This is a genomic window from Pseudomonas sp. BYT-1, assembly GCF_023611805.1.
Classification (GTDB): domain Bacteria; phylum Pseudomonadota; class Gammaproteobacteria; order Pseudomonadales; family Pseudomonadaceae; genus Aquipseudomonas; species Aquipseudomonas guariconensis.
In genome coordinates this window covers 363669-385867 of sequence record NZ_CP072559.1, presented here as the reverse complement: position 1 = coordinate 385867, position 22199 = coordinate 363669, and the positions used below count along the sequence as shown (strand labels likewise).

Annotated in this window: 15 protein-coding genes; 4 read left to right on the top strand and 11 right to left on the bottom strand. The window is 63.4% G+C overall.

The genetic code is table 11. The features are described from left to right. Nucleotides 1–51: 51 nt before the first annotated feature. The 8 genes from gltB to pilM all read right to left on the bottom strand — a co-directional run bounded on the left by gltB (nt 52) and on the right by pilM (nt 11894). Nucleotides 52–4497 carry a glutamate synthase large subunit gene (gene gltB / locus J5X93_RS01800; RefSeq protein ID WP_182817000.1) on the bottom strand — a complete coding sequence of 1482 codons (4446 nt, stop codon included), beginning with the start codon at nt 4495–4497 and terminating at the stop codon, nt 52–54. Between the two features lie 364 nt (nt 4498–4861). Continuing rightward, the gene (locus J5X93_RS01795; RefSeq protein WP_250034326.1) at nt 4862–6499 is read right to left on the bottom strand and encodes an AAA family ATPase; all 1638 of its coding nucleotides are present in this window, start codon (nt 6497–6499) and stop codon (nt 4862–4864) included. Nucleotides 6500–6514: 15 nt separating this feature from the next. Continuing rightward, nucleotides 6515–7612 carry a 3-dehydroquinate synthase gene (gene aroB, locus J5X93_RS01790; RefSeq protein ID WP_090343351.1) on the bottom strand — a complete coding sequence of 366 codons (1098 nt, stop codon included), beginning with the start codon at nt 7610–7612 and terminating at the stop codon, nt 6515–6517. A gap of 97 nt (nt 7613–7709) precedes the next feature. Beyond that, nucleotides 7710–8228 carry a shikimate kinase AroK gene (aroK, locus tag J5X93_RS01785; protein ID WP_043208585.1) on the bottom strand — a complete coding sequence of 173 codons (519 nt, stop codon included), beginning with the start codon at nt 8226–8228 and terminating at the stop codon, nt 7710–7712. A gap of 4 nt (nt 8229–8232) precedes the next feature. Then, complete coding sequence (locus J5X93_RS01780) at nt 8233–9468, bottom strand: type IV pilus secretin PilQ (RefSeq protein ID WP_324724953.1); 1236 nt, start codon at nt 9466–9468, stop codon at nt 8233–8235. Next, nucleotides 9425–10441 (bottom strand): pilus assembly protein PilP, encoded by a 1017-nt coding sequence (locus J5X93_RS01775; protein ID WP_238556597.1) that lies wholly within the window; start codon nt 10439–10441, stop codon nt 9425–9427. The genes J5X93_RS01780 and J5X93_RS01775 overlap by 44 nt, the downstream gene beginning before the upstream one ends. Then, on the bottom strand, nt 10438–10974 hold the full coding sequence (locus tag J5X93_RS01770) for a PilN domain-containing protein (RefSeq protein WP_090343357.1): 537 nt from the start codon (nt 10972–10974) through the stop codon (nt 10438–10440). The genes J5X93_RS01775 and J5X93_RS01770 overlap by 4 nt, the downstream gene beginning before the upstream one ends. Further along, entirely contained in the window at nt 10974–11894 is a 921-nt protein-coding gene (pilM, locus tag J5X93_RS01765) for a type IV pilus biogenesis protein PilM (protein WP_250034325.1), read from the bottom strand. The genes J5X93_RS01770 and pilM overlap by 1 nt, the downstream gene beginning before the upstream one ends. A gap of 163 nt (nt 11895–12057) precedes the next feature. Between pilM and J5X93_RS01760 the strand changes: the two genes are divergently transcribed. Continuing rightward, a complete protein-coding gene (locus J5X93_RS01760; RefSeq protein ID WP_390483979.1) occupies nt 12058–14508 on the top strand; it encodes a penicillin-binding protein 1A in 2451 nt (816 codons plus the stop codon). 146 nt (nt 14509–14654) lie between these two features. Here J5X93_RS01760 and J5X93_RS01755 read toward each other — a convergent pair whose 3' ends face one another. From J5X93_RS01755 to rpmE, 3 genes are all read right to left on the bottom strand, one after another. Next, nucleotides 14655–15923 carry a malic enzyme-like NAD(P)-binding protein gene (locus J5X93_RS01755; RefSeq protein WP_043208592.1) on the bottom strand — a complete coding sequence of 423 codons (1269 nt, stop codon included), beginning with the start codon at nt 15921–15923 and terminating at the stop codon, nt 14655–14657. A 180-nt stretch (nt 15924–16103) separates the two neighbouring features. Further along, a complete protein-coding gene (locus tag J5X93_RS01750; RefSeq protein WP_043208594.1) occupies nt 16104–16925 on the bottom strand; it encodes a thermonuclease family protein in 822 nt (273 codons plus the stop codon). A gap of 2 nt (nt 16926–16927) precedes the next feature. Beyond that, entirely contained in the window at nt 16928–17143 is a 216-nt protein-coding gene (gene rpmE, locus J5X93_RS01745) for a 50S ribosomal protein L31 (RefSeq protein ID WP_023378219.1), read from the bottom strand. A gap of 170 nt (nt 17144–17313) precedes the next feature. Here rpmE and J5X93_RS01740 point away from each other — a divergent pair, with 170 nt between their 5' ends. The 3 genes from J5X93_RS01740 (at nt 17314) to J5X93_RS01730 (ending at nt 22170) form a co-directional block, all read left to right on the top strand. Then, a complete protein-coding gene (locus J5X93_RS01740; RefSeq protein WP_102081431.1) occupies nt 17314–19533 on the top strand; it encodes a primosomal protein N' in 2220 nt (739 codons plus the stop codon). Between the two features lie 191 nt (nt 19534–19724). After that, nucleotides 19725–21461, top strand: coding sequence for an arginine--tRNA ligase (gene argS, locus J5X93_RS01735; protein ID WP_043208601.1), 1737 nt, complete (start codon nt 19725–19727; stop codon nt 21459–21461). A gap of 1 nt (nt 21462) precedes the next feature. Further along, nucleotides 21463–22170 (top strand): SPOR domain-containing protein, encoded by a 708-nt coding sequence (locus tag J5X93_RS01730; protein WP_043208603.1) that lies wholly within the window; start codon nt 21463–21465, stop codon nt 22168–22170. Nucleotides 22171–22199 lie beyond the last annotated feature (29 nt).

The window sequence follows — 22199 nt, the reverse complement described above, 5'->3', positions numbered from 1 at the left end:
ACCTCGAACCGCTTCAACTTGCAGTTCGAGGCTCGCCACTTGCAGCTGCTTTTACTGCGGGTTGGCACGGGTGCTGGACAACAGTTGCTTGAGGTTGGCGGCCTTGGGCTTGACCAACCAGAAGCGACGCACGTAGTCGTCCAGGTTCTCCGAGAGCTCGCGCCCCCACTCGCTGCCGGTCTCTTCCACGTATTCGCCAAGGACCCGCGCCAGATGGCTGCGGTAGGCCTCCATCGCCTCACCACTGATGCGCTGGATTTCCACCAGCTCGTGGTTGAGTTTGTCGACGAAGGTGTTGTCCATGTCGAGCACGTAGGCGAAGCCGCCAGTCATGCCAGAACCGAAGTTGTAACCGGTCTTGCCCAGGACGCAGACAAAGCCGCCGGTCATGTATTCACAGCAGTGATCGCCGGTACCCTCGACCACAGCGTGGGCGCCGGAGTTACGCACAGCGAAGCGCTCGCCCGCGGTGCCAGCGGCGAACAGCTTGCCGCCAGTGGCGCCATACAGGCAGGTGTTGCCGACGATGGCGCTGTGCTGGGTTTCGAACGGGCTGCCGGCAGGCGGCACGATGGTCAGCTTGCCGCCGGTCATGCCCTTGCCCACGTAGTCGTTGGCATCCCCTTCCAGGTGCAGGTTCAGGCCACCGGCGTTCCACACGCCAAAGCTCTGGCCGGCAGTGCCCTTGAAGCGGAAGGTGATTGGCGCACCGGCCATGCCCTGATTGCCGTGCAGGCGGGCGATCTCGCCGGAGATACGCGCGCCGATGGAACGGTCGCAGTTGCAGATGTCCAGGCTGAATTCGCCACCGGAAAGATCGCGAATCGCCGGCAGGGCCATCTCGACCATTTTCTCGGCCAGCTCGCCTTTGTCGAACGGCGGGTTCTTGTCGACTTCGCAGAACTGCGGCTTGTCGGCCGGAATGTGCGAGCTGCCCAGCAGCGGCGACAGGTCCAGGTACTGCTGGCGCTCGGTATCGCCTGGCAGGATGTCGAGCAGATCGGTACGCCCGATCAGCTCGCCCAGGCTACGCACGCCCAGCTTGGCCAGCCACTCACGGGTTTCCTCGGCGACGAAGGTGAAGAAGTTCACCACCATGTCGACGGTACCGATGTAGTGGTCCTTGCGCAGCTTGTCGTTCTGGGTGGCAACGCCGGTAGCGCAGTTGTTCAAGTGGCAGATACGCAGGTATTTGCAACCTAGGGCGATCATCGGCGCGGTGCCGAAACCGAAACTCTCGGCGCCAAGGATGGCCGCCTTGATCACGTCCAGGCCAGTCTTCAGGCCACCGTCGGTCTGTACCCGCACCTTGCCACGCAGGTCGTTGCCGCGCAGGGTCTGGTGGGTCTCGGCCAGGCCCAGCTCCCACGGCGCACCTGCGTACTTGATGGAGGTCAGCGGCGAGGCGCCGGTGCCACCGTCGTAGCCGGAGATGGTGATCAGGTCCGCGTAGGCCTTGGCCACGCCAGCGGCGATGGTGCCCACGCCGGCCTCGGCCACCAGCTTGACCGACACCAGCGCCTGCGGATTGACCTGCTTGAGGTCGTAGATCAGCTGGGCCAGGTCTTCGATCGAGTAGATGTCATGGTGCGGAGGAGGCGAAATCAGGGTGACGCCCGGCACGGCATAGCGCAGCCGTGCGATCAGGCCGTTGACCTTGCCGCCAGGCAGCTGGCCGCCCTCGCCGGGCTTGGCGCCCTGGGCCACCTTGATCTGCAGCACTTCGGCGTTGACCAGGTATTCCGGGGTGACGCCGAAGCGGCCGGTGGCCACCTGCTTGATCTTCGAGCTCTTGATGGTGCCGTAGCGGGCCGGGTCTTCGCCGCCCTCGCCAGAGTTGGAGCGCGCGCCCAGGCGGTTCATCGCCTCGGCCAGGGCCTCGTGGGCTTCCGGCGACAGGGCGCCGAGGGAGATGCCCGCGGAGTCGAAGCGCTTGAGGATGTCCTCCAGCGGCTCGACCTGATCCAGCGCCAACGGCTGGTCGGCCAGCTTGACCTTGAGCAGGTCGCGAATCATCGACACCGGACGCTGGTCGACCAGTGTGGTGTATTCCTTGAACTTGGCGTAGTCGCCCTTCTGCACTGCTGCTTGCAGGGTGTTGACTACATCCGGGTTGTAGGCGTGGTACTCGCCGCCGTGGACGAACTTGAGCAGGCCGCCCTGCTGGATCGGCTTGCGCGCGCTCCAGGCTTCGGCCGCCAGCAGCTTCTGGTCGTTCTCAAGGTCCACGAAGCGTGCGCCCTTGATGCGGCTGGCCACGCCCTTGAAGCTCAGGCCGACCACTTCCTCGGCCAGGCCCACGGCTTCGAACAGCTGGGCGCCGCGGTAGGAGGCGATGGTGGAGATGCCCATCTTCGACAGGATCTTCAGCAGGCCTTTGGAGATGCCTTTGCGGTAGTACTTGAACACTTCATCCAGGTCGCCCAGCACCTCGCCGGTGCGGATCAGGTCGGCCAGCACTTCATAGGACAGGTAGGGGTAGACGGCCGAGGCACCGAAGCCCAGCAGCACGGCGAAGTGGTGCGGGTCACGGGCGGTGGCAGTTTCGACCAGGATGTTGCTGTCGCAGCGCAGGCCTTGCTCGGTCAGACGATGGTGTACCGCACCGACCGCCAGGGAGGCATGCACCGGCAGCTTGCCTGGGGCAATGTAGCGGTCGCTCAGCACCAACTGAGTCTTGCCGCTGCGTACGGCTTCCTCGGCCTGGTCGGCGATGTTGCGGATGGCCGCTTCCAGGCCGACGCTCTCTTCATAGTTGAGGTCGATCAGCTGGCGATCGAAGCCTTCGCGCTCCAGGTTCATCAGCGAACGCCACTTGGCAGGCGAGATGACCGGGGAGCTGAGGATTACCCGCGAGGCATGCTCGGGGGATTCCTGGAAGATGTTGCGCTCGGCGCCCAGGCAGATCTCCAAGGACATGACGATCGCCTCGCGCAGCGGGTCGATCGGCGGGTTGGTTACCTGGGCGAACTGCTGGCGGAAGAAGTCGTACGGCGAGCGCACGCGCTGGGACAGCACGGCCATTGGCGTGTCGTCGCCCATCGAGCCGACCGCTTCCTGGCCCTGCTCACCGAGCGGACGCAGCACCTGGTCACGCTCCTCGAAGGTGACCTGGAACATTTTCATGTATTGCTTGAGCTGGTCAGCGTCATAGCTGGCCACGCCTTGGTCGTCGGTCAGGGTCGCCTGGATGCGCAGGGCGTGCTGACGCAGCCAGCGCTTGTAGGGATGGCGCGACTTCAGACGATTGTCGATAGCGTCCGTGTCGAGAATCTGGCCGGTTTCGGTGTCCACGGCGAAGATCTGGCCCGGGCCAACGCGCCCCTTGGCCAGCACATCCTCGGGCTTGTAGTCCCAGACGCCGATTTCCGAGGCCAGGGTGATGTAGCCGTTCTTGGTGGTCACCCAGCGTGCCGGACGCAGGCCGTTGCGGTCCAGCAGGCAGACCGCGTGGCGGCCCTCGGTCATGACGATACCGGCCGGGCCGTCCCACGGCTCCATGTGCATGGAGTTGTACTCATAGAACGCGCGCAGGTCGGCGTCCATGGTCTCGACGTTCTGCCAGGCTGGCGGTACCAGCATGCGCACGCCGCGGAACAGGTCGATGCCGCCGGTGACCATCAGCTCGAGCATGTTGTCCATGCTCGAGGAGTCCGAACCCACGCGGTTGACCAGCGGGCCGAGCTCTTCGAGGTCGGGGATCAGATCGTTGGCGAACTTGGTGCGACGGGCGATAGCCCAGTTGCGGTTGCCGGTGATGGTGTTGATCTCGCCATTGTGGGCGAGGAAGCGGAAGGGCTGCGCCAGCGGCCATTTCGGCAGGGTGTTGGTGGAGAAGCGCTGGTGGAACACGCAGATCGCGGTTTTCAGGCGCTCATCGCCCAGGTCCGGATAGAAGGCGGAAAGATCCGCCGGCATCATCAGGCCTTTGTAGATGATGGTCTTGTGCGAAAAGCTGCAGATGTAGTGGTCGGCGTCGTGGGCATTGGCCACGGACGAGCGACGACGGGCACTGAACAGCTTGATGGCGAACTCCTGGTCGCTCAGGCCTTCGCCGCCGATGAAGACCTGCTCGATCTGCGGCAGGCGCTCCAGGGCCAGGCGGCCAAGCACACTGGTGTCGATCGGGACTTTGCGCCAGCCGACCAGCTTCAGGCCAGCATTGATGATCTCGCGATCCATGTTGGCGCGGGCCGCTTCGGCCTTCACCGGGTCCTGATTGAAGAACACCATGCCGACGGCGTACTGCTTGGGCAGCTCGACGGCGAAGTGTTCCTGGGCCACGGCACGCAGGAATTGATCGGGCTTCTGCATGAGCAGACCGCAACCGTCGCCGGTCTTGCCGTCGGCGTTGATTCCGCCGCGGTGGGTCATGCAGGTCAGCGCCTGCATGGCGGTTTGCAGAAGATGGTGGCTCGCCTCGCCCGTCATATGGGCGATCAGGCCGAAACCACAGTTGTCCTTGAATTCTTCGGGATGGTACAGACCTGTTTTCATAGACACTTTCTCACCAGGTTCGCCTCTCAACCAAGGCAAATCTCTTTTTAGTACAACCACTTACCATCCACGCCGATCGAATGCCAGCTTTTTGCGGTGGGCAATGGGAAACCATTGTTGCACAGGGACAGCAACGCCCACAAATTTTCATGACGCATCACTGAAAACTTATGTCGCATTTTTGAATGTTTTTGCGCCATGCGCCGTGGTAACGGCTTGACTCGAGTCTGAAGCGTTTCAGCCATGACTGCAAGAAAGGGCTTGTGGCCGGCAGTCCGGGACAGAAAAGCCTGCCGCGCTCAGGCGCAGCAGGCTTATCGAAACTCAGGCAACTGGGCAGCAGGGTGGAGCCGCCCGGAAGGTGTCAGCGGGCCGTGGCCAGCTCTTGTTGGACGCTGCCTACGGTTCGTGGCCAAGGTTTACCAGCCTGGACCTTGGCTGGCAAGTTCTTGATTGCCGCAACCGCTGCATCGCGGCTGGCGAAGTTGCCGTAGGTCACCACGTAGAGGGGTTTGCCCTGCAGGGTCTTCTTGAAGTAGCGATAGTCGCCACCCTGGGCTTTGACGAAAGACTGGGCGGAGGCCTCGGAGCTGGTGCCGAAGATCTGCACCACGTAATTGCCCGGTTTCTGACCGCTGTACCAGCCGCTATTGCCCGCGCCACCAGCGGTTGGCTTGGCAGCCGGCTTGGCGGTGGCGACCTGGGTCGGCGCCGGGGCAGGCTTGGCAGGTGCAACCGGCTTGGCCGGCTGGGTTGCGACTGGCTTGGGCGCAGGTGCAACAGGTTGGGCTGGTGCGGTGGCGACACTCTGGGCCGGCGCGCTGGTGACAGGCTGAGCCGGTACCGGGGCTGGGCCTGCGGTGGCACCTTGCGGCGGCGCGATGGTCGTGACAGTCGGCGGGTTGGCCGGCTGCAGTGCGGTGTTGCCGGCCGGGCCGCCCTCCTCGCCATCACCCATGCCGGCCGCCTGGGCCAGCGGCTCGCGCATCACCGGCTGCGACTGCCCAACCAGCGGCAGTGGCATTGGCTGGGAAGAGCCGGAGAACTCGATGGCTGGACCACTATTATTGGACTGGGCATTGGCCGGCTGGCCTTCACCCAGCGGCAACTGGGCCTGGGCGGCAGGCGCTTCGGCAGGCTTGTCACCGCCCTTCTTGGGCATCAGGACCGCCGCGGCAACCGCGACCACGACGACAGCGGACAGCGCGAGCACGTGTTTCTTAGGCATATTGAACCCCATGGATGGTCGCTTCACCGTACTGCGGCTAGCGATCATGGCTTCGATCAAGGTATCGCGGGCGACCTGGTTAATGTTGCCAGGCCAGCCGTCGGAGTTTTCATGGATGTCGACGATCTGTTCACGGGTGAACACCTCGATGCCCCGGCCTGCGCCATCCAGACGCTGCTCCAGGTACTCGCGGGTTTCCTCCTCGCTGTAGGGCGCAAGCTCGATGACATGGAATCGCTCTCCGTCGGCATCGAGCCCTTCCAGTGCGGCGATCAGTGACGGCTCACCGAACAGGAACACGTGCGGACGGCCCTCCGGAACACCCGCCGCCAGCTCCAGCAACGCTTGGAGTGCCGACTCGTCGAGTTGTTCCGCATCGTCCACCAGCAAATAGACTTCCTGCCCGGTCAGCGCCAGTTGCACGACTTGGGCGAGGATGGTCTGCACTTCGGCATTGGCGACATTGAGTGCCTGTGCCACCTGGGCCAGAACGCTGGCCGCGTCGCCCGCGCCACGGGCCGAGACCACCACGCTCTGCACCGACTGCTTGTTGGTGCTGGCCACCAGGGCCTGGCGCAGCAGGGTCTTGCCGCTGCCCACAGGGCCTGTGACCACCAGCATTAGCTGGCTATAACGCGCCAGATGATGCAGTTGGCCCAGCACCGGCTTGCGCTGGGCGGGGAAGAACTTGAAACCGGGCACACGGGGCGCGAACGGATCGTGGCTCAACTGATAGTGGTCGAGAAACGCCTCATCGGCATGCAAACTGGTCATTGCGCTGTCACAACCTCAAAGCTGGGCCACGATTGCGCGGTAATCCGCTGCCAACGTGGCCTGAAGAATCTCTTTCGGATAGTCGTCGGTCACCACGGCCTCGCCCATCTGGCGCAGCAGCACCAGGCGCAAGCGACCGTCGAGGACCTTCTTGTCGACCGCCATGTGTTCCATGAAGTGCTCAGGGGTCATCTCCTGGGGAGGCACCACCGGCAAGCCGGCCGCCTGCAGCAGACGAATGCCGCGATCTCGCGCAGCCTGGTCGATCCAGCCCAGGCGCATGGACATTTCCAGCGCCATCACGGTGCCGGCCGCCACGGCTTCGCCATGCAGCCAAACGCCATAACCCATGTGGGTCTCGATGGCATGGCCGAAGGTATGACCGAGGTTCAGCGTGGCCCGCACGCCGGATTCGCGTTCGTCAGCCCCAACCACCGCAGCCTTGGCCGCGCAGGAGCGGCGGATGGCTTCGGTGAGCGCGACGGGCTCCAGCTCGCGCAGGTCATGGATGTGGGCTTCAAGCCAAGTCAGGAACGGCTCGTCGCAGATCAGGCCGTACTTGATGACCTCGGCCAGGCCCGCCGACAGTTCGCGTGCCGGCAGGGTCTTTAGGCTGGCGGTGTCGATCAGCACGGCGTTGGGCTGATAGAACGCGCCGACCATGTTCTTGCCCAAGGGATGATTGATACCGGTCTTGCCGCCCACCGAGGAATCGACCTGGGACAACAAGGTAGTCGGTATCTGAATGAAGTCGACGCCGCGTTGGTAACAGGCAGCGGCGAAGCCGGCCATGTCACCGATGACACCACCGCCCAGGGCCACCACGGTGGTCCGGCGATCATGCCGGGCGGTGAGCAGGGCATCGAAGATCAGTTGCAGGGTTTCCCAGTTCTTGTGGGCCTCGCCATCGGGCAACACCACGGGCAATACCGCATAGGCACCGAGGGTGCGGCGCAGACGTTCGAGATACAGGGGGGCAACGGTTTCGTTCGAGACAATGGCGACCTGCCGTCCGGCAATGTGCGGCGCCAGCAGTTCGGGCTGGTCCAGCAGGCCTTCGCCAATGTAGATCGGGTAGCTGCGTTCGCCCAGGTCGACCTTTAATGTCTGCATGTATCCCCACAATGTACTAGGGCGCGGCATCGTCCAGGCGACCCCGCGCGGTAACGTTCAACCCGCCTCGGCGTTGGTCGCCGAGAATAGTCCCGGCTTACCGGGGCGGCAACTTCTGCAAGCGCTCAAGGATGTCGAGCACCACCATGCGCGGCGGCCGTTCGTCGGTTTCCACCACCAGGTCAGCGATTTCACGGTAAAGCGGGTCGCGGGTTTCCAGCAGGGCGCGCAGGGTCGCCTCCGGGTTGGCAGTGCGCAACAGTGGCCGGTTGCGATCACGCGCTGTGCGCCCGACCTGCTGCTCGACCGAGGCGTGCAGGTAGATCACCCGTCCGCCCTCACGCAGCGCCCTGCGATTGGCTTCACGCATCACCGCGCCGCCGCCGGTCGCCAGGACCACGCCATCGAGGCCACTGAGTTCGGCGATCATGGCCTGCTCACGGTCACGAAAGCCCGGCTCGCCTTCTTTGTCGAAGATCCACGGGATGTTGGCGCCGGTTCGCAGCTCGATTTCCTTGTCGGAATCCTTGAACAACAGGCGCAGCTCTTTGGCCAATAGGCGTCCGATGGTGCTTTTACCAGCGCCCATGGGTCCCACAAGTATCAAATTTCGCACAGAATCAACGACTCACAGCAATCGCCTGGTCACTCATGATACGCGGAGTCAGGAAGACCAGCAGCTCGGATTTTTTCTCTTGTAATACATCGCGTCGAAACAGCCTGCCAACATACGGCAGATCGCCTAAAAATGGCACCTTGTCGACCACATTGTTTTGCGTGGTCGAGTAAACGCCACCGATGACGATCGTCTCGCCGTCCGCCACCCGCACCTTGGCGTTGACCTCATTCTTGCGGATGGGCGGGACGTTGTTCAGTGCATTGACGTAGTCAGGCTCGTCCTTGGTCACCCTGACAGCCATCACGACTTTGCCATCGGGCGTGATCTGCGGCGTCACCTCAAGCGATAACGATGCCTCGCGAAACGAGATGGAGGTCGCGCCGCTCTTGCTGGTTTCCTGGTAAGGCACCTCGGTACCCTTGATGATCCGCGCGGTCTCCTTGTCAGCGGTGACCACCTTCGGCTGGGAGATGATCTCGCCGTTTCCGCTCTTTTCCATGGCACTGAGCTCCAAGTCCAGCAGCGTCCCGCCTCGTAGCACCCCCAACCCAATGCCGGACGTCCCCCGCTCCACACCCAGGTCGACGAACAGTTCTTTTCCCAGACGAGCGGTATCGCCTTGCAGGGGCGCGCCCCAGCGCACACCCAGGCTTTTTTCGTAATCGACGTTGGCCTCGACGATCCGCGCCTCGATCAGCACTTGTCGCACCGGCACATCCAGCTGCCCCACCAGTCGCCGCAACTCGGCGAGTCGGTCGGCCGGCTGGTAGGCCACCAAGGTGTTGGTCCGTGGGTCGACACTCAGGCTGCCGCGCCCGGTGAGAATGCCCTCGTCGGCGAGCGCGGCCAACAGCAACTCTGCCATGTCCGCCGCCTTGGCGTGATGGATCGGCAGCAGCTCACGCCGCATGGGCTGCAATTGCGCATCCAGCGCCTGCCCAGACCGGGCTTCACGAAACTGCTCTGCCAGCTCCGCGATGGGCGCGACCACCAGAACGTTACCCTCCTCGCGCCGGGCCAGTCCTTTGCTGCGCAATACAAGGTCCAGCGCCTGATCCCAGGGCACGTCTTCCAGGCGCAAGGTAAGACTGCCTTGTACCGTGTCGCTGGCAACCAAGTTGATGCCGGCATGATCGGCCAGCACCTGCAGCGCCGCGCGCACTTCGATGTCCTGGAAATTGAGGGACAGCGGCTCACCTCGATAGAGCGATGCTGTCGCCGCCGGGCTCGACAGCATTGCCATCACCATGCCGATCTTCAGTTTGTTCAGCGTCATCCATGACCTCGTTGTTGACCCGCTTTCCCATGGCCAGGTAGACCGACCGCTCGTGCCACACTCCCGCGACGAACACACGCTCGCGCACCTCGATCTGGTGTCGATCGATCCGTACCACGACACCCTCATTACGCCCCACACGGTCCCCAGAACACACCCGATACAACCGTCCAGCCGACCACAGCAGAGCCTGGTGATGCCCAGCCTGCGACAGGCTGCCGACCATCTCCAACTGATCCAGGGGCACGCCAGCCAGCCCCGTCACGGCGGCCTGAGTCGACCAAGGCACGAACAGGTCCACGCGCGGAGGGCGGGCCGCCGGCCTCGCCGGCTCATGGGCCAACGAGGCCGGTGCCGGCAGTTCTTCGCCCGGGTGATACGAAGCGACCTGCACCTGCAGGCGCAGCAGGCCTGGACGCTCGGGCAAGTCGACCAGCCGCAGGCTCGTTGCCCGCAAGAGACGAACCTGGCCGAACCATTCGTCCAGCCACATCCGCAGCGCGGCATAACGCCCCACGACCTCTACCCGCAGCGGCACCATCTGGTAGCCAGTCTCCACGCGCGCCTGCTCCACATCGAGCTGTTCGAACACCAACCCATGGGCATGTCCCGAACTGGTCAGCTCGTCGAGCAGATCACTCATGTTCACACCCGCAGCCAGGCGCCAACGCGCATCGCGCAACTGCAGCGTGGCATCGTCCAGCGCCAGCCGGGCAGACTCGTGCAGGTGCAGCGCCTGCGAATTGCCCGACAGCGCCAAGTTCAATGATTGCTCTTGGCCCTTGCCCAACTGATAGGTCCGATACCGCCCTTGGAGAAGCCCGAACCACCCGGCAAGCAACACCAGGGCGATCAACGTCGCCAGAATCGCAGCAATGAAACCCCGCGAACGGATCCCCCACTCCCGCCAGTCGGTCATCTCGGCCCACGTCATGACCACGAAACCGGCACCTGGGCCAACAATAAGAACTCTTCCCCCGCTGGCACATTGCGAAGGCGTTTTAGCTCCAGCCCCTGCAGGACGGCAGACTGCTCGAGCGCGCGCATGAGCTGCGCCAGGACAGCGGGGGACGCCGCCAACCCAAGCACTTGCACGCGATTTTCCTGCAAGGTCAGTTCGCTCAAGCTCAATCCCTCTGGCATGGCCCGCTCAAGCTCGGCGAACACCACCAAAGGCAGACCTTGATCGGCACGCAGGCGAGCCAGGGCTGAAGATTGCGCCTGCACGGCCTCGCGCCGCTCACGCAGCCCATCGATGCGCGCGAGCTCCGCTTGCTGCTCTTGCAGCAAAGCCTGGCTTTGCGCAATGGCCAATTCCTGGCTCTGCAAACGCTGACGGGCCATATGGTCGAGCAGCATCACGCCGCAGAAGGCAACCAGGACACTGGCGAGCACGGCCAGCTTGAAGCGCCGAACTGCCGCAAGGCGCTGCCGTTCGCGCCAGGGAAGTAGGTTCAACCGCAGCATCACTGCCCTCCTCCCAATGCCAGTCCGTAGGCTAGCGCCATGCCACCAGCCTCCCTGCACGACAGCGTGGAATCCATGGCCAGGCCCGCCAGCGCCAGGCCAGCGAAAGGCCAGAGCGACTCACACGGCATCGCCAGTTGCTGCGCGAGCCCTTCCAGCCAGCCGTCTTCCGGCACATCGCACGGTGCGACGTGAAGGCATTCGACGGATGTTCCGGGCAGCGCACTGCGCAGCCAGTGCCCGATACGTTCGAGGCGTTGTGCCTGGTCCTGCTCGGGCACCATGCGCAACTCCAGACGCTGAGGCATGAAAGGCTCCGACCAGGTATGCACGGTGGCACGAACAGCCTCGATCCTGAGGACCGCCGCTGCGGTAAGTCGGCCAGGGGCGAGCGTGCGGGCCAAGGCCAGGCTGTCGACTTCGACCATCACCAACTGCAAGCCAGCGCTGTGGAACACCTGCTCCAACGGCTCCAACAGACAGTGGCGGCAAGCCCCCACCAGCACGCTCACCTCATCGACCGGCCCCGGCACCGTCTCGAGCGTCTGGAAATCCAGCGCGAGGTCCTGCAATGGAAACGGAAACAGGCGCTCGGCCTCGGCCAGCAACTGCGCCTCCATCTCGCTGTCGGACAATCGCGCCGGCAGCCGATGTACCTTGCAGATCACCTCAGAGCCCGGTAACGCCACTGCGGCCTGACGCTGACGAGACCCACTACGCTGCCAGGCTCGTTGCAAGGCCTTGGCCACCACATCAGGATGTGCCGTCCAGTGCCCCGGTGGCGCCTCGAAAGGCTCCACGGCCCAGGCGCAGACTGCATGGCCGCCCTGGCGCCGTTGCAATTGAAGGATTCGAACGGAACCGGAGGCGATTTCCACCCCCAGCAGTGAACCGGCATCCCTGCCGAAACGTCCAAGCATGGTTCTTCCTTGAAAGATCGTCGCAGTGCCGCACTACAGGAGCCGACCGTCCAGGCCGGCCGGTCGCCCCGGCAAAGCGAAAAATGCTTATAATGCCCAGCGTTTTTTCCTGTCCGCCGGACCGCGTGCAATCCACTCCCAACCTGGACACCCAAAAGCCTTGATACGTCTGCTGAAGTTCTTCTGGTGGTCTTTCGTCGCAGTCATCTGCGCGCTCGTACTCGGTGTGAGCGGTGCGTTTCTGTATCTTAGCCCCAGCCTCCCCTCGGTCGAGTCCCTCAGAAGCATCCAGTTGCAGATCCCCTTGAGGGTGTACAGCAGCGACGGCAAGCTGATTGCGGAATTCGGCGAAATGCGCCGCTCGCCTATCCGTTTCGCGGATATTCCCCCACAGTTCATCCAGGCGCTTCTGTCAGCAGAGGACGACAATTTCCTCAATCACTATGGGGTCGATCCGAGCAGCCTGATGCGCGCCGCGACCCAGCTGGTGAAATCTGGCCACATCCAGACCGGCGGCAGCACGATCACCATGCAGGTGGCGAAGAACTTCTTCCTCACCAGCGAGCGCAGTTTCTCGCGCAAAACCAATGAAATCCTCCTGGCCTTGCAGATCGAACGCGAGCTGACCAAGGACGAAATCCTCGAGCTGTACGTCAACAAGATCTACCTGGGCAACCGCGCCTACGGCATCGAAGCCGCTGCACAGGTGTACTACGGCAAGTCCATCCGCGACATCAGCCTGGCCCAGATGGCCATGATCGCTGGCCTGCCCAAGGCGCCGTCTCGCTTCAACCCGCTGGCCAACCCGGTGCGCGCCAAGGAGCGCCGCGACTGGATCCTGGGCCGCATGTACAAGCTCGGCAAGATCGACCAGGCCAGCTACGAGGCCGCCCTGGCCGAGCCGCTCAATGCCAGCTATCACGTCCCGACACCCGAGGTAAACGCGCCCTACATCGCCGAAATGGCCCGCGCCGAAATGGTCGGCCGCTATGGCAGCGATGCCTACACCGAAGGCTTCCGCGTGACCACCACGGTGCCGAGCGACATGCAGGAGATGGCCAACAAGGCCGTGCTCACTGGGTTGACCGACTATGACGAGCGCCATGGCTATCGCGGCCCAGAATCGCGTTTCCCAGGCAAGACCCACGCCGCCTGGCTGCAGGAGCTGAGCAAGCAGCGCACCCTTGGGGGCCTTGAGCCTGCCATCGTCACTCAGGTCGACAAGAGCGGCCTGAAGGTGCTGACCCGCAGTGGCGAAGAGGAGCACGTAGCCTGGGACACCATGAAATGGGCCCGGCCATTCCTCAACAGCAATGCTCAGGGTCGCTCCCCTCAATCGCCCGCCGACGTAGCCCAGGTCGGTGATCTGATCCGTGTGCAGCGCCTGGAAGACGGCAAGCTCAAGTTCAGCCAGGTGCCTGGTGCCCAGAGCGCACTGGTCACTCTGGATCCTTACAACGGCGCCATCCGCGCACTGGTCGGCGGTTTCTCGTTCGAACAGAGCAATTACAACCGCGCCATGCAGGCCAAGCGCCAGCCCGGTTCGAGCTTCAAGCCCTTCGTCTACAGCGCCGCACTGGACAGCGGCTACACCGCCGCCAGCCTGGTCAACGACGCACCGATCGTGTTCGTCGACGAGTACCTGGACAAGGTCTGGCGCCCGAAGAACGACACCAACACCTTCCTCGGCCCGATCCGCATGCGCGAAGCCCTGTACAAGTCGCGCAACCTGGTCTCGATCCGACTGCTGCAATCGATGGGCGTGGGCAAGACCATCGACTACATCGCCAAGTTTGGCTTCAACAAGCAGGACCTGCCGCCGAACCTGTCTCTGGCGCTGGGGACAGCAACCCTCACGCCGATGGAAATCGCCACGGGCTGGAGCACTTTCGCCAACGGCGGCTACAAGATCAGCCCCTATCTGATCGAACGCATCGAGAGCCGCAACGGCGAAACCCTGTTCACCGCCAATCCGGCGAGGGTTCCTCAAGAGGGTCAGGACCAGGCCGGCATCGCCGCGCCGGAACAGCCGATCAGCATCCAGCCGCTGCCAGGCGAAGCACCCTCGACACTGGGCCAGGTGGCACCCGCGCCACAGGCACCGGTCGTGGCCGAGCGCATCGTCGACGGTCGTACTACCTATATTCTCACCAGCATGCTGCAGGACGTGATCAAGCGCGGCACCGGCCGCCGCGCCCTGGCCCTTGGTCGAAACGATCTGGCGGGCAAGACCGGCACCACCAACGAGTCCAAGGACGCCTGGTTCACTGGCTACAACGCCGACTACGTGACGACCGTGTGGGTTGGCTTCGACCAGCCAGAGACCCTGGGCCGGCGCGAGTATGGCGGCACCGCCGCGCTGCCGATCTGGATGAACTTCATGGGCGCGGCGCTCAAAGGCAAGCCCGAGCACGCCCCAGCCGAACCGGAAGGCATCCTCAGCCTGCGGGTCGATCCGGTCAGCGGCCGCGCCGCCACGCCAAGCACTCCGAATGCCTATTTCGAGCTCTTCAAGGCCGAGGATTCCCCGCCTTCGGTAGACGAGCTGGGCAACGGTGCGGCACCAGGCAGCCCGCTGCCGGCCGATGAAGCGGCGCCGATGGATCTGTTCTAAGCAGCACAAGCGACAAGCAAGAAGAAGGGCGCGCCGGCTCTCCCGGGCGCCCCTACAGACAACCTCGAACAACGTGTCGCTCGCAGCTCCAAACTCGAAGCAAAAAAAACCGGCTCATTTGAGCCGGTTCTTTTTTGCGTTCTGCATTAACCGTTGAACACGTCGTTCACGTTCTGCAGTGGGTAGTGCTTCGGATACGGCAGGGTTGCAACGCCGGACTCGATGGCAGCCTTGGCCACGGCATCGGAGACGACGGTGATCAGGCGTGGGTCCATCGGCTTCGGAATGATGTACTCACGGCCGAATTCCAGCGCCTGCACGCCGTAGGCGTCGCAGACTTCCTGCGGCACTGGCAGCTTGGCCAGGTCCTTCAGGGCGATGGCGGCGGCGATTTTCATTTCTTCGTTGATGCGCTTGGCACGTACGTCCAGAGCGCCACGGAAGATGAACGGGAAGCCCAGCACGTTGTTGACCTGGTTCGGGTAGTCGGAACGACCGGTAGCCATGATCACGTCGCTGCGGGTCTGGTGGGCCAGCTCTGGCTTGATCTCCGGATCCGGGTTCGAGCATGCGAACACGATCGGGTTCGCAGCCATGCTCTTCAGGCCTTCCGGGCTCAGCAGGTTCGGACCGGACAGACCCACGAAGACATCGGCACCTTCCAGTGCGTCAGCCAAGGTGCGTTTGTCGGTGGCGTGCGCGAATTGGGCCTTGTACTGGTTCAGATCGTCACGGCCTGCGTGGATCACGCCGGTGCGGTCGATCATGAAGATGTTCTCGACCTTGGCACCCATGCTGACCAGCAGCTTCATGCAAGAGATGGCGGCAGCGCCAGCGCCCAGGCAAACGATCTTGGCTTCGTCGAGCTTCTTGCCGGCGATTTCCAAGGCGTTGATCATGCCGGCCGCAGTGACGATCGCGGTGCCGTGCTGGTCATCGTGGAAGACCGGAATGTCGCACTGCTCGATCAGCGTGCGCTCGATCTCGAAGCACTCAGGCGCCTTGATGTCTTCCAGGTTGATGCCACCGAAGGTGATGGAAATACGCTTGACGGTGTCGATGAAGGCTTGCGGGCTTTCGGAGTCGACTTCGATGTCGAATACGTCGATGCCAGCGAAACGCTTGAACAGAACACCCTTGCCTTCCATGACCGGCTTGGACGCCAGCGGACCCAGGTCACCCAGGCCGAGGATGGCGGTACCATCGGAAATCACCGCAACCAGGTTGCCTTTGCCGGTGTACTTGTAGGCCAGCTCTGGATCACGGCCGATCTCACGCACAGGCTCGGCGACACCCGGGCTGTAGGCCAGGGCCAGGTCACGGGCGGTTGCGGTCGGCTTGGTGAGTTCGACGCTCAGTTTCCCCGGACGAGGCTGAGCGTGGTATTCGAGAGCGGCGGTTTTCAGGTCTGACATGGTGGGCATTCCGCTTGTTTACTGTTCTGACGGACCGCCGAGGATACGCAAAGAGCCGGGGGGCCACAAGACTGCCCGGTCACTTGTGTCAAGGCCTTTAGCCTACGACTTTACGCTATAACCCACGGGGGCATACACCATCAAGTGTGTACAATTTAATAGCGAAATGTCTACAACTATTTACCCTGAAATCCGTTCGAGCATGCTCGGATCGGTCAACGGCAATTCCCAGCGTCGCTGCCCAGGCTTCAGCCCACCCTTGCGGGAACGATCCAGCACCCAGCCGCGCGCCTCGACCTGGCGTCCCTTGAGGTTATCGAAGAAGCTCGAGGGGAAGTTGCGCTGCAGACGAGCGGGAATGCGAAGCACCACCGCATTGCCAAGTTCCAGCCAAACACCACCACGATTGCGCTCGATAGCCTTTACTTTGCCGCTTATGACAGCAAAGCCCGACTGCCGGACATCACCCTCTCGCAGCACTGGCGACTGCCGCCATAACCCGATCCGCGCCGCCCTGGCCGCCTGCTCGGCCTGTTGCTGGCAGCGGGAAAGCTTGACGTTGGGCGCCACCGCGACGCGATAGCCCAAGCCCTCGCTGAGCAGTGTGGCTTCAAGATTGTTGCCATCCCGGCCATAGATGTGCGCCAAGGTGCGACCGTACTTGTCCTTTCCCTCTACCCCCGGCACCAGTCCGACCCGTCCGTCGCTGGCTTTGACCAACGCCTGCAAACGCTGCCTGGCGGCCTCGGCATAGGGCTCGCTGGTGCGACCTTTACGGCCGATTTCCGGTGCATTGATGCCGATCATCCGAACGCTGCGTCCATCACTCAGACGCAAGGTGTCGCCATCGACCACCTGTCGCACCGCCACCTGCTGCGGCTTGTCGGGCAATGGGCAGAAAGCCAGCGCGGGAAAATGCCAGATCGCGCCCACAAAAAAAGCGCCCACAAGGGGCGCCTTTTTTTGCAGCAGCGCGAAACCCGAGGGATTCGCCATGCGCATGATTACTTCTTGGTACCGAACATACCGAAGCGATCGGCGAACTTCTGTACGCGACCACCGGTGTCCAGGACTTTCTGCTTACCAGTGTAGAACGGGTGGCACTGGGAGCACACGTCGATCGCCAGCGGCTTGGCCAGGGTCGAACGGGTTTCGAATTTGTTGCCGCAGCTGCAGGTGACTGCAACTACTTCGTAGTTCGGATGAATATCTGCTTTCATGGTCACTTCCTCGAGCTGCGTGCCGCCACCCAACACCAATTGTTGAATACCGCACGTAATTAGGCGGCGAATAATACCAGAGCAAGGCGCCAGCGCAAGTTGTCGCGATCACCGACTGTCGTCTGCTAGGCTCGCGGAACTTGTAAACCTGCCATCCAGAGACCTCCCGCGTGTCCGACGTCATTCTGCGCCTAGCCCTGCCCTCGCCTTTGCGTCGCCTGTTCGACTATAGGGCACCAGCAAGCATGGCCCGCCAGGCCTTGACGCCTGGCATGCGCATCCGCGTGCCGTTTGGCCGCCGGGAGATGATCGGCGTACTGGTGGAGGTCTGCGACAAGAGCGAAGTGCCCGCCGACAAGCTCAAGCCCGCCAGTGCCCTGCTCGATCCGGTCTCACCGCTGCCGTCGGCACTGTTCAAGCTGTGCCTGTGGACCGCGCAGTACTACCAGCACAGCCTGGGCGACACCTTGAACTGGGCCTTGCCCACCTTGTTGCGCCAGGGCGAGCCGGCCGAGATGCGCCAAGAGCGTTTTTGGCATGTCGCTCCCGGCGCCCGCCTCGAAGACCCGCGTATCGCACGCGCTCCCCGCCAGCGTGACGCCCTCAAGGCCCTGGCCCAGCATCCGCACGGCGTCGCCCACAGCGTGCTGTCCAAGCTGGGCCTGAGCAAGGACAGCCTCGATTTGCTGCTGGCCAAGGAACTGGTTCAGGTAGAGGTCCGCCGCCATTTGCCCCAGCCCCGTCACGAACACTGGCTGGCACAGCCGGAGCTGCCCCTGAATGAAGAGCAACTGGCCGCATTCGATGCCGTGCGCTCGGGCTTCGGCGCCTTCCATGCCTTCTTGCTGGCGGGAGTGACCGGCAGCGGCAAGACCGAGGTTTACCTGCAACTGATCCGTGAAACCCTCGAGGCTGGCAAACAAGCACTGATCCTGATTCCGGAAATCAACCTTGGGCCGCAGACCTTGGCGCGCTTCGAGCAACGCTTCAACGCTCGCATCGCCCTGCTGCATTCGGCGGTCGGTGATCGCGAACGCCTGGATGCCTGGCTCGCCGCCCGCGACGGCGAGGCCGATATCATCATCGGCACCCGCTCGGCACTGTTCACACCGATGAAAAATCCCGGGCTGATCATCATCGACGAGGAGCACGACGGCTCCTATAAACAGCAGGAAGGCCTGCGCTACCACGCCCGGGACCTGGCCGTGGTCCGCGCCCACCAAGAGAACATCCCGATCCTGCTGGGCTCGGCCACCCCCTCGCTGGAAAGCCTGCACAATGCCCACAGCGGCCGCTACGGCCTGCTGCGCATGAATCAACGCGCCGGCGGCGCTCGCGCACCGCGCTTCCTGCGCCTGGACGTACGCAGCCTGCCGCTGGACAGCGGCATCAGCGGCCCGCTGCAACAGGCCATCCGCCAGACCCTGGAAGCAGGCCAGCAAGTGCTGGTGTTCCTCAATCGCCGCGGCTTCGCGCCGACCCTGCTGTGCCACGATTGCGGCTGGCTGTCCGAATGCCCCCGCTGCGACGCCCGGATGACGGTGCACCAGCGCTCCGGCGTGTTGCGCTGCCACCACTGCGGCCACGACGAACGCCTGCCCCACCAGTGCCCGCAATGCGCCCATGTCGACCTGCGCCCGGTGGGCGCGGGTACCGAGCGCGCCGAGGAGCGTCTGAAGGTGCTGTTCCCGGACTATCCCATCCTGCGGGTCGACCGCGACAGCACATCGCGCAAGGATGCGATGCACAACCTGTTCACCACTATTCAGCGCGGACAGCCGAGCATCCTGGTCGGCACCCAGATGCTGGCCAAGGGTCACCACTTCCCCCGGGTAACCCTGGTGGCCATCCTCGACGCCGATGGCGGCCTGTTCTCCGGGGACTTCCGCGCCAGCGAACGCATGGCGCAGTTGATCGTCCAGGTCGCCGGCCGCGCTGGTCGGGCAGAGGAGCCCGGCAAGGTGATCATCCAGACCCACCTGGCCGAACATCCGCTGCTGGTGCAACTGACCGAGCAAGGGTATTTCGCCTTTGCCGAGCAGGCCCTGAGCGAACGCCGCGCGGCCGGCCTGCCGCCCTTCTCCCACCTCGCCCTGCTCCGGGCCGAGGCGCACAAGCCAGGCCAGGCCGAGGGTTTTCTGGACGAGGCCTGCAGCGCCGCTGAACGGCTGTTGGCCGAGCAGAACCTGCAGGGTATCGAGCTGCTCGGCCCGGTACCTGCGCCCATGGAGCGCCGTGCGGGGCGTTTCCGCGCGCAATTGTTGCTCCAGGCCAATGCCCGGGCGCCCTTGCATCGACTGATCAGCGCTTGGTTGCTAGTGTTGGAACACATGCCATCCGGGCGCCAGGTGCGCTGGTCGCTGGACGTAGATCCGGTCGACCTTTATTGAGCTGCAAGCAACAAGCAAGGGCAGGCCGTGCACGCTGCGCTTTTTTTGCAGCTTGAAGCTTGAAGCTTGCCGCTCCATACCCAGCTTGCCGCTCAAAGGTTGGCAACACGCCCCCGGGAACGGATAATGCCCAGTTTTTCCACCTGCGCATCGAAGCGCCCCACCGCGCTTGCGGTCGAAAAGAGAACGCCATGAAAGACACCATTCGCCAGCTCATCCAGCAAGCCCTCACCCAACTCGTCACCGACGGCGTGCTGCCTGAGGGACTGACGCCGGCGATCCAGGTGGAAAACGCCCGGGACAAGACCCACGGCGACTTCGCCAGCAACATCGCCATGATGCTGGCCAAGCCGGCCGGCATGAAGCCGCGCGACCTGGCTGAAAAGCTCATCGACGCCCTGCCGGCCAGCGCCGACATCACCAAGGTCGAGATTGCAGGCCCGGGCTTTTTGAACTTCTTCCAGAACACCCAGGCCTTGGCCAACCGCCTGGACGCAGCCCTGGCAGACGATCATCTGGGCGTGCGCAAAGCCGGCCCTAGCGAGAAAGTGGTGATCGACATGTCGGCACCGAACCTGGCCAAAGAGATGCACGTCGGCCACCTGCGCTCGACCATCATCGGCGACAGCGTCGCACGCGTGCTGGAGTTTCTCGGCGACCAAGTGATCCGCCAGAACCACGTGGGCGACTGGGGCACCCAGTTCGGCATGCTGCTGGCCTACCTGGAAGAAAACCCGATCACCAGCGACGAGCTGTCGGACCTGGAGAACTTCTACCGCGCGGCGAAAAAGCGCTTCGACGAGTCCGAGGAATTCGCCACCCGCGCCCGTGGCCTGGTGGTCAAGCTGCAAGCCGGCGACCCTGAGTGCATGGCCCTGTGGACCCGCTTCAAGGACATCTCCCTGTCCCACTGCCAGAAGACCTACGAGCTGCTCAACGTCAAGCTGACCATGGCCGACGTGATGGGCGAAAGCGCCTACAACGGCGACCTGGCCAACGTGGTCGCCGACCTCAAGGCCAAGGGCCTGCTGGTCGAGGATCAGGGCGCCCAGTGCGTGTTCCTCGATGAATTCAAGAATGCCGAAGGCGAGCCGCTGCCGGTGATCGTGCAGAAGGCCGATGGCGGCTACCTCTATGCCACCACCGACCTGGCGGCCGTCCGCTATCGCAGCAACGTCCTCAAGGCCGACCGTGCCCTGTACTTCGTCGACCAGCGCCAGGCCCTGCACTTCAACCAGGTGTTCGAAGTCGCGCGCCGCGCAGGCTTCGTCGGCCACCCAATGCAGATGGAACACATGGGCTTCGGCACCATGAACGGCGCTGACGGCCGCCCGTTCAAGACACGTGACGGCGGCACCGTAAAACTGATCGACCTGCTGACCGAGGCCAAGGAGCGTGCCTATGCACTGGTCAAGGACAAGAATCCGAGCCTGTCCGAAGACGAACTGCGCCACATTGGTGAAGTGGTCGGGATCGGCGCGGTGAAGTACGCCGACCTGTCCAAGCACCGCACCAGCGACTACAGCTTCAACTTCGAGCTGATGCTGAACTTCGACGGCAACACCGCACCCTACCTGCTGTATGCCTACACCCGAGTGGCCAGCGTATTCCGCAAGCTGGGCAAGGGCTTCGAGGAAGTCGAGGGCAACATCGTCCTACAGGCGACCCATGAGCAGGATCTGGCCGCTCGCCTGGCGCAGTTCGGTGAAGTACTCAACAATGTCGCCGAGAAGGGCACCCCACATGTGCTGTGCAGCTACCTGTACGACATCGCAGGCCTGTTCTCCAGCTTCTACGAGAACTGCCCGATCCTCGCCGCCGAAACCGCCGAACAGCAGCAAAGCCGTCTGCGTCTGGCCGCTCTGACCGGCCGTACGCTCAAGCAAGGTCTGGAACTGCTCGGCCTGGAAACCCTGGAGCGCATGTAAGTTGGCTGCCAAGAAAAAACCTGCACCCAAGCGTGGCGCCAGCCGCAACCAGGCACCGGCCAAACAGCCGATTCCTGGTTGGATCTGGCTGGCGGTCGGCCTCACCGTAGGCGCTTTCGTTGTCTTTTTGATGAAGCTCGAGCCAGGCAGCGAAGACATCAAGCGCGCCAAGCCTGAGCAGCAAAAACCCGCCAAGGTCGCCGAAGCCGGAAAGACCAGCGCACCGACGACACAGCAGCCGGTCAAGCCGAAGTACGACTTCTACACCCTGCTGCCGGAGTCAGAGGTCATCGTGCCGCCGGAGGCCGTACCGGAGAAAACCCCACCGGTACCGGCCCAGCCAGTGCAGCCGGTCAAGCCGGTAACGCCAGCGGAAGCTGCGAAGATCGATACCGCGCGCGCCCAGGCCGCCCTGATGGGGCAGACGCCTCCGCCCGCCCCTCCGGTGATCAAGCCTGCGGCGACTACCACCTTCTTCCTGCAGGCCGGCTCGTTCCGCAAACAGGCCGATGCCGACAAGGTTCGTGCGCAAATCATCCTGCTTGGCCAAGCGGTCAAGGTGGAGTCAGGGACAGTGAAAGATGAAACCTGGTACCGCGTCCTGGTCGGCCCGTTCAGCAACCGTGAGCAGTTGACGGTCGCCCAGAAGCAGCTTGCCGGGGCAGGGTTCAGCAACCTGCTGCTGCAACAGCGCCAGACCCGCCAGTAACGAAAAAGGCCTTGCCGCTCGATGCGACA

Bases quoted from the DNA above. Each gene is read 5' to 3' on its own strand.
- gltB (WP_182817000.1), bottom strand. From the start codon at position 4,497: ATGAAAACAGGTCTGTACCATCCCGAAGAATTCAAGGACAACTGTGGT.
- J5X93_RS01795 (WP_250034326.1), bottom strand. From the start codon at position 6,499: ATGACCAGTTTGCATGCCGATGAGGCGTTTCTCGACCACTATCAGTTG.
- aroB (WP_090343351.1), bottom strand. From the start codon at position 7,612: ATGCAGACATTAAAGGTCGACCTGGGCGAACGCAGCTACCCGATCTAC.
- J5X93_RS01780 (WP_324724953.1), bottom strand. From the start codon at position 9,468: ATGCTGTCGAGCCCGGCGGCGACAGCATCGCTCTATCGAGGTGAGCCG.
- J5X93_RS01775 (WP_238556597.1), bottom strand. From the start codon at position 10,441: ATGACGTGGGCCGAGATGACCGACTGGCGGGAGTGGGGGATCCGTTCG.
- J5X93_RS01770 (WP_090343357.1), bottom strand. From the start codon at position 10,974: ATGCTGCGGTTGAACCTACTTCCCTGGCGCGAACGGCAGCGCCTTGCG.
- pilM (WP_250034325.1), bottom strand. From the start codon at position 11,894: ATGCTTGGACGTTTCGGCAGGGATGCCGGTTCACTGCTGGGGGTGGAA.
- J5X93_RS01755 (WP_043208592.1), bottom strand. From the start codon at position 15,923: ATGTCAGACCTGAAAACCGCCGCTCTCGAATACCACGCTCAGCCTCGT.
- J5X93_RS01750 (WP_043208594.1), bottom strand. From the start codon at position 16,925: ATGCGCATGGCGAATCCCTCGGGTTTCGCGCTGCTGCAAAAAAAGGCG.
- rpmE (WP_023378219.1), bottom strand. From the start codon at position 17,143: ATGAAAGCAGATATTCATCCGAACTACGAAGTAGTTGCAGTCACCTGC.
- argS (WP_043208601.1), top strand. From the start codon at position 19,725: ATGAAAGACACCATTCGCCAGCTCATCCAGCAAGCCCTCACCCAACTC.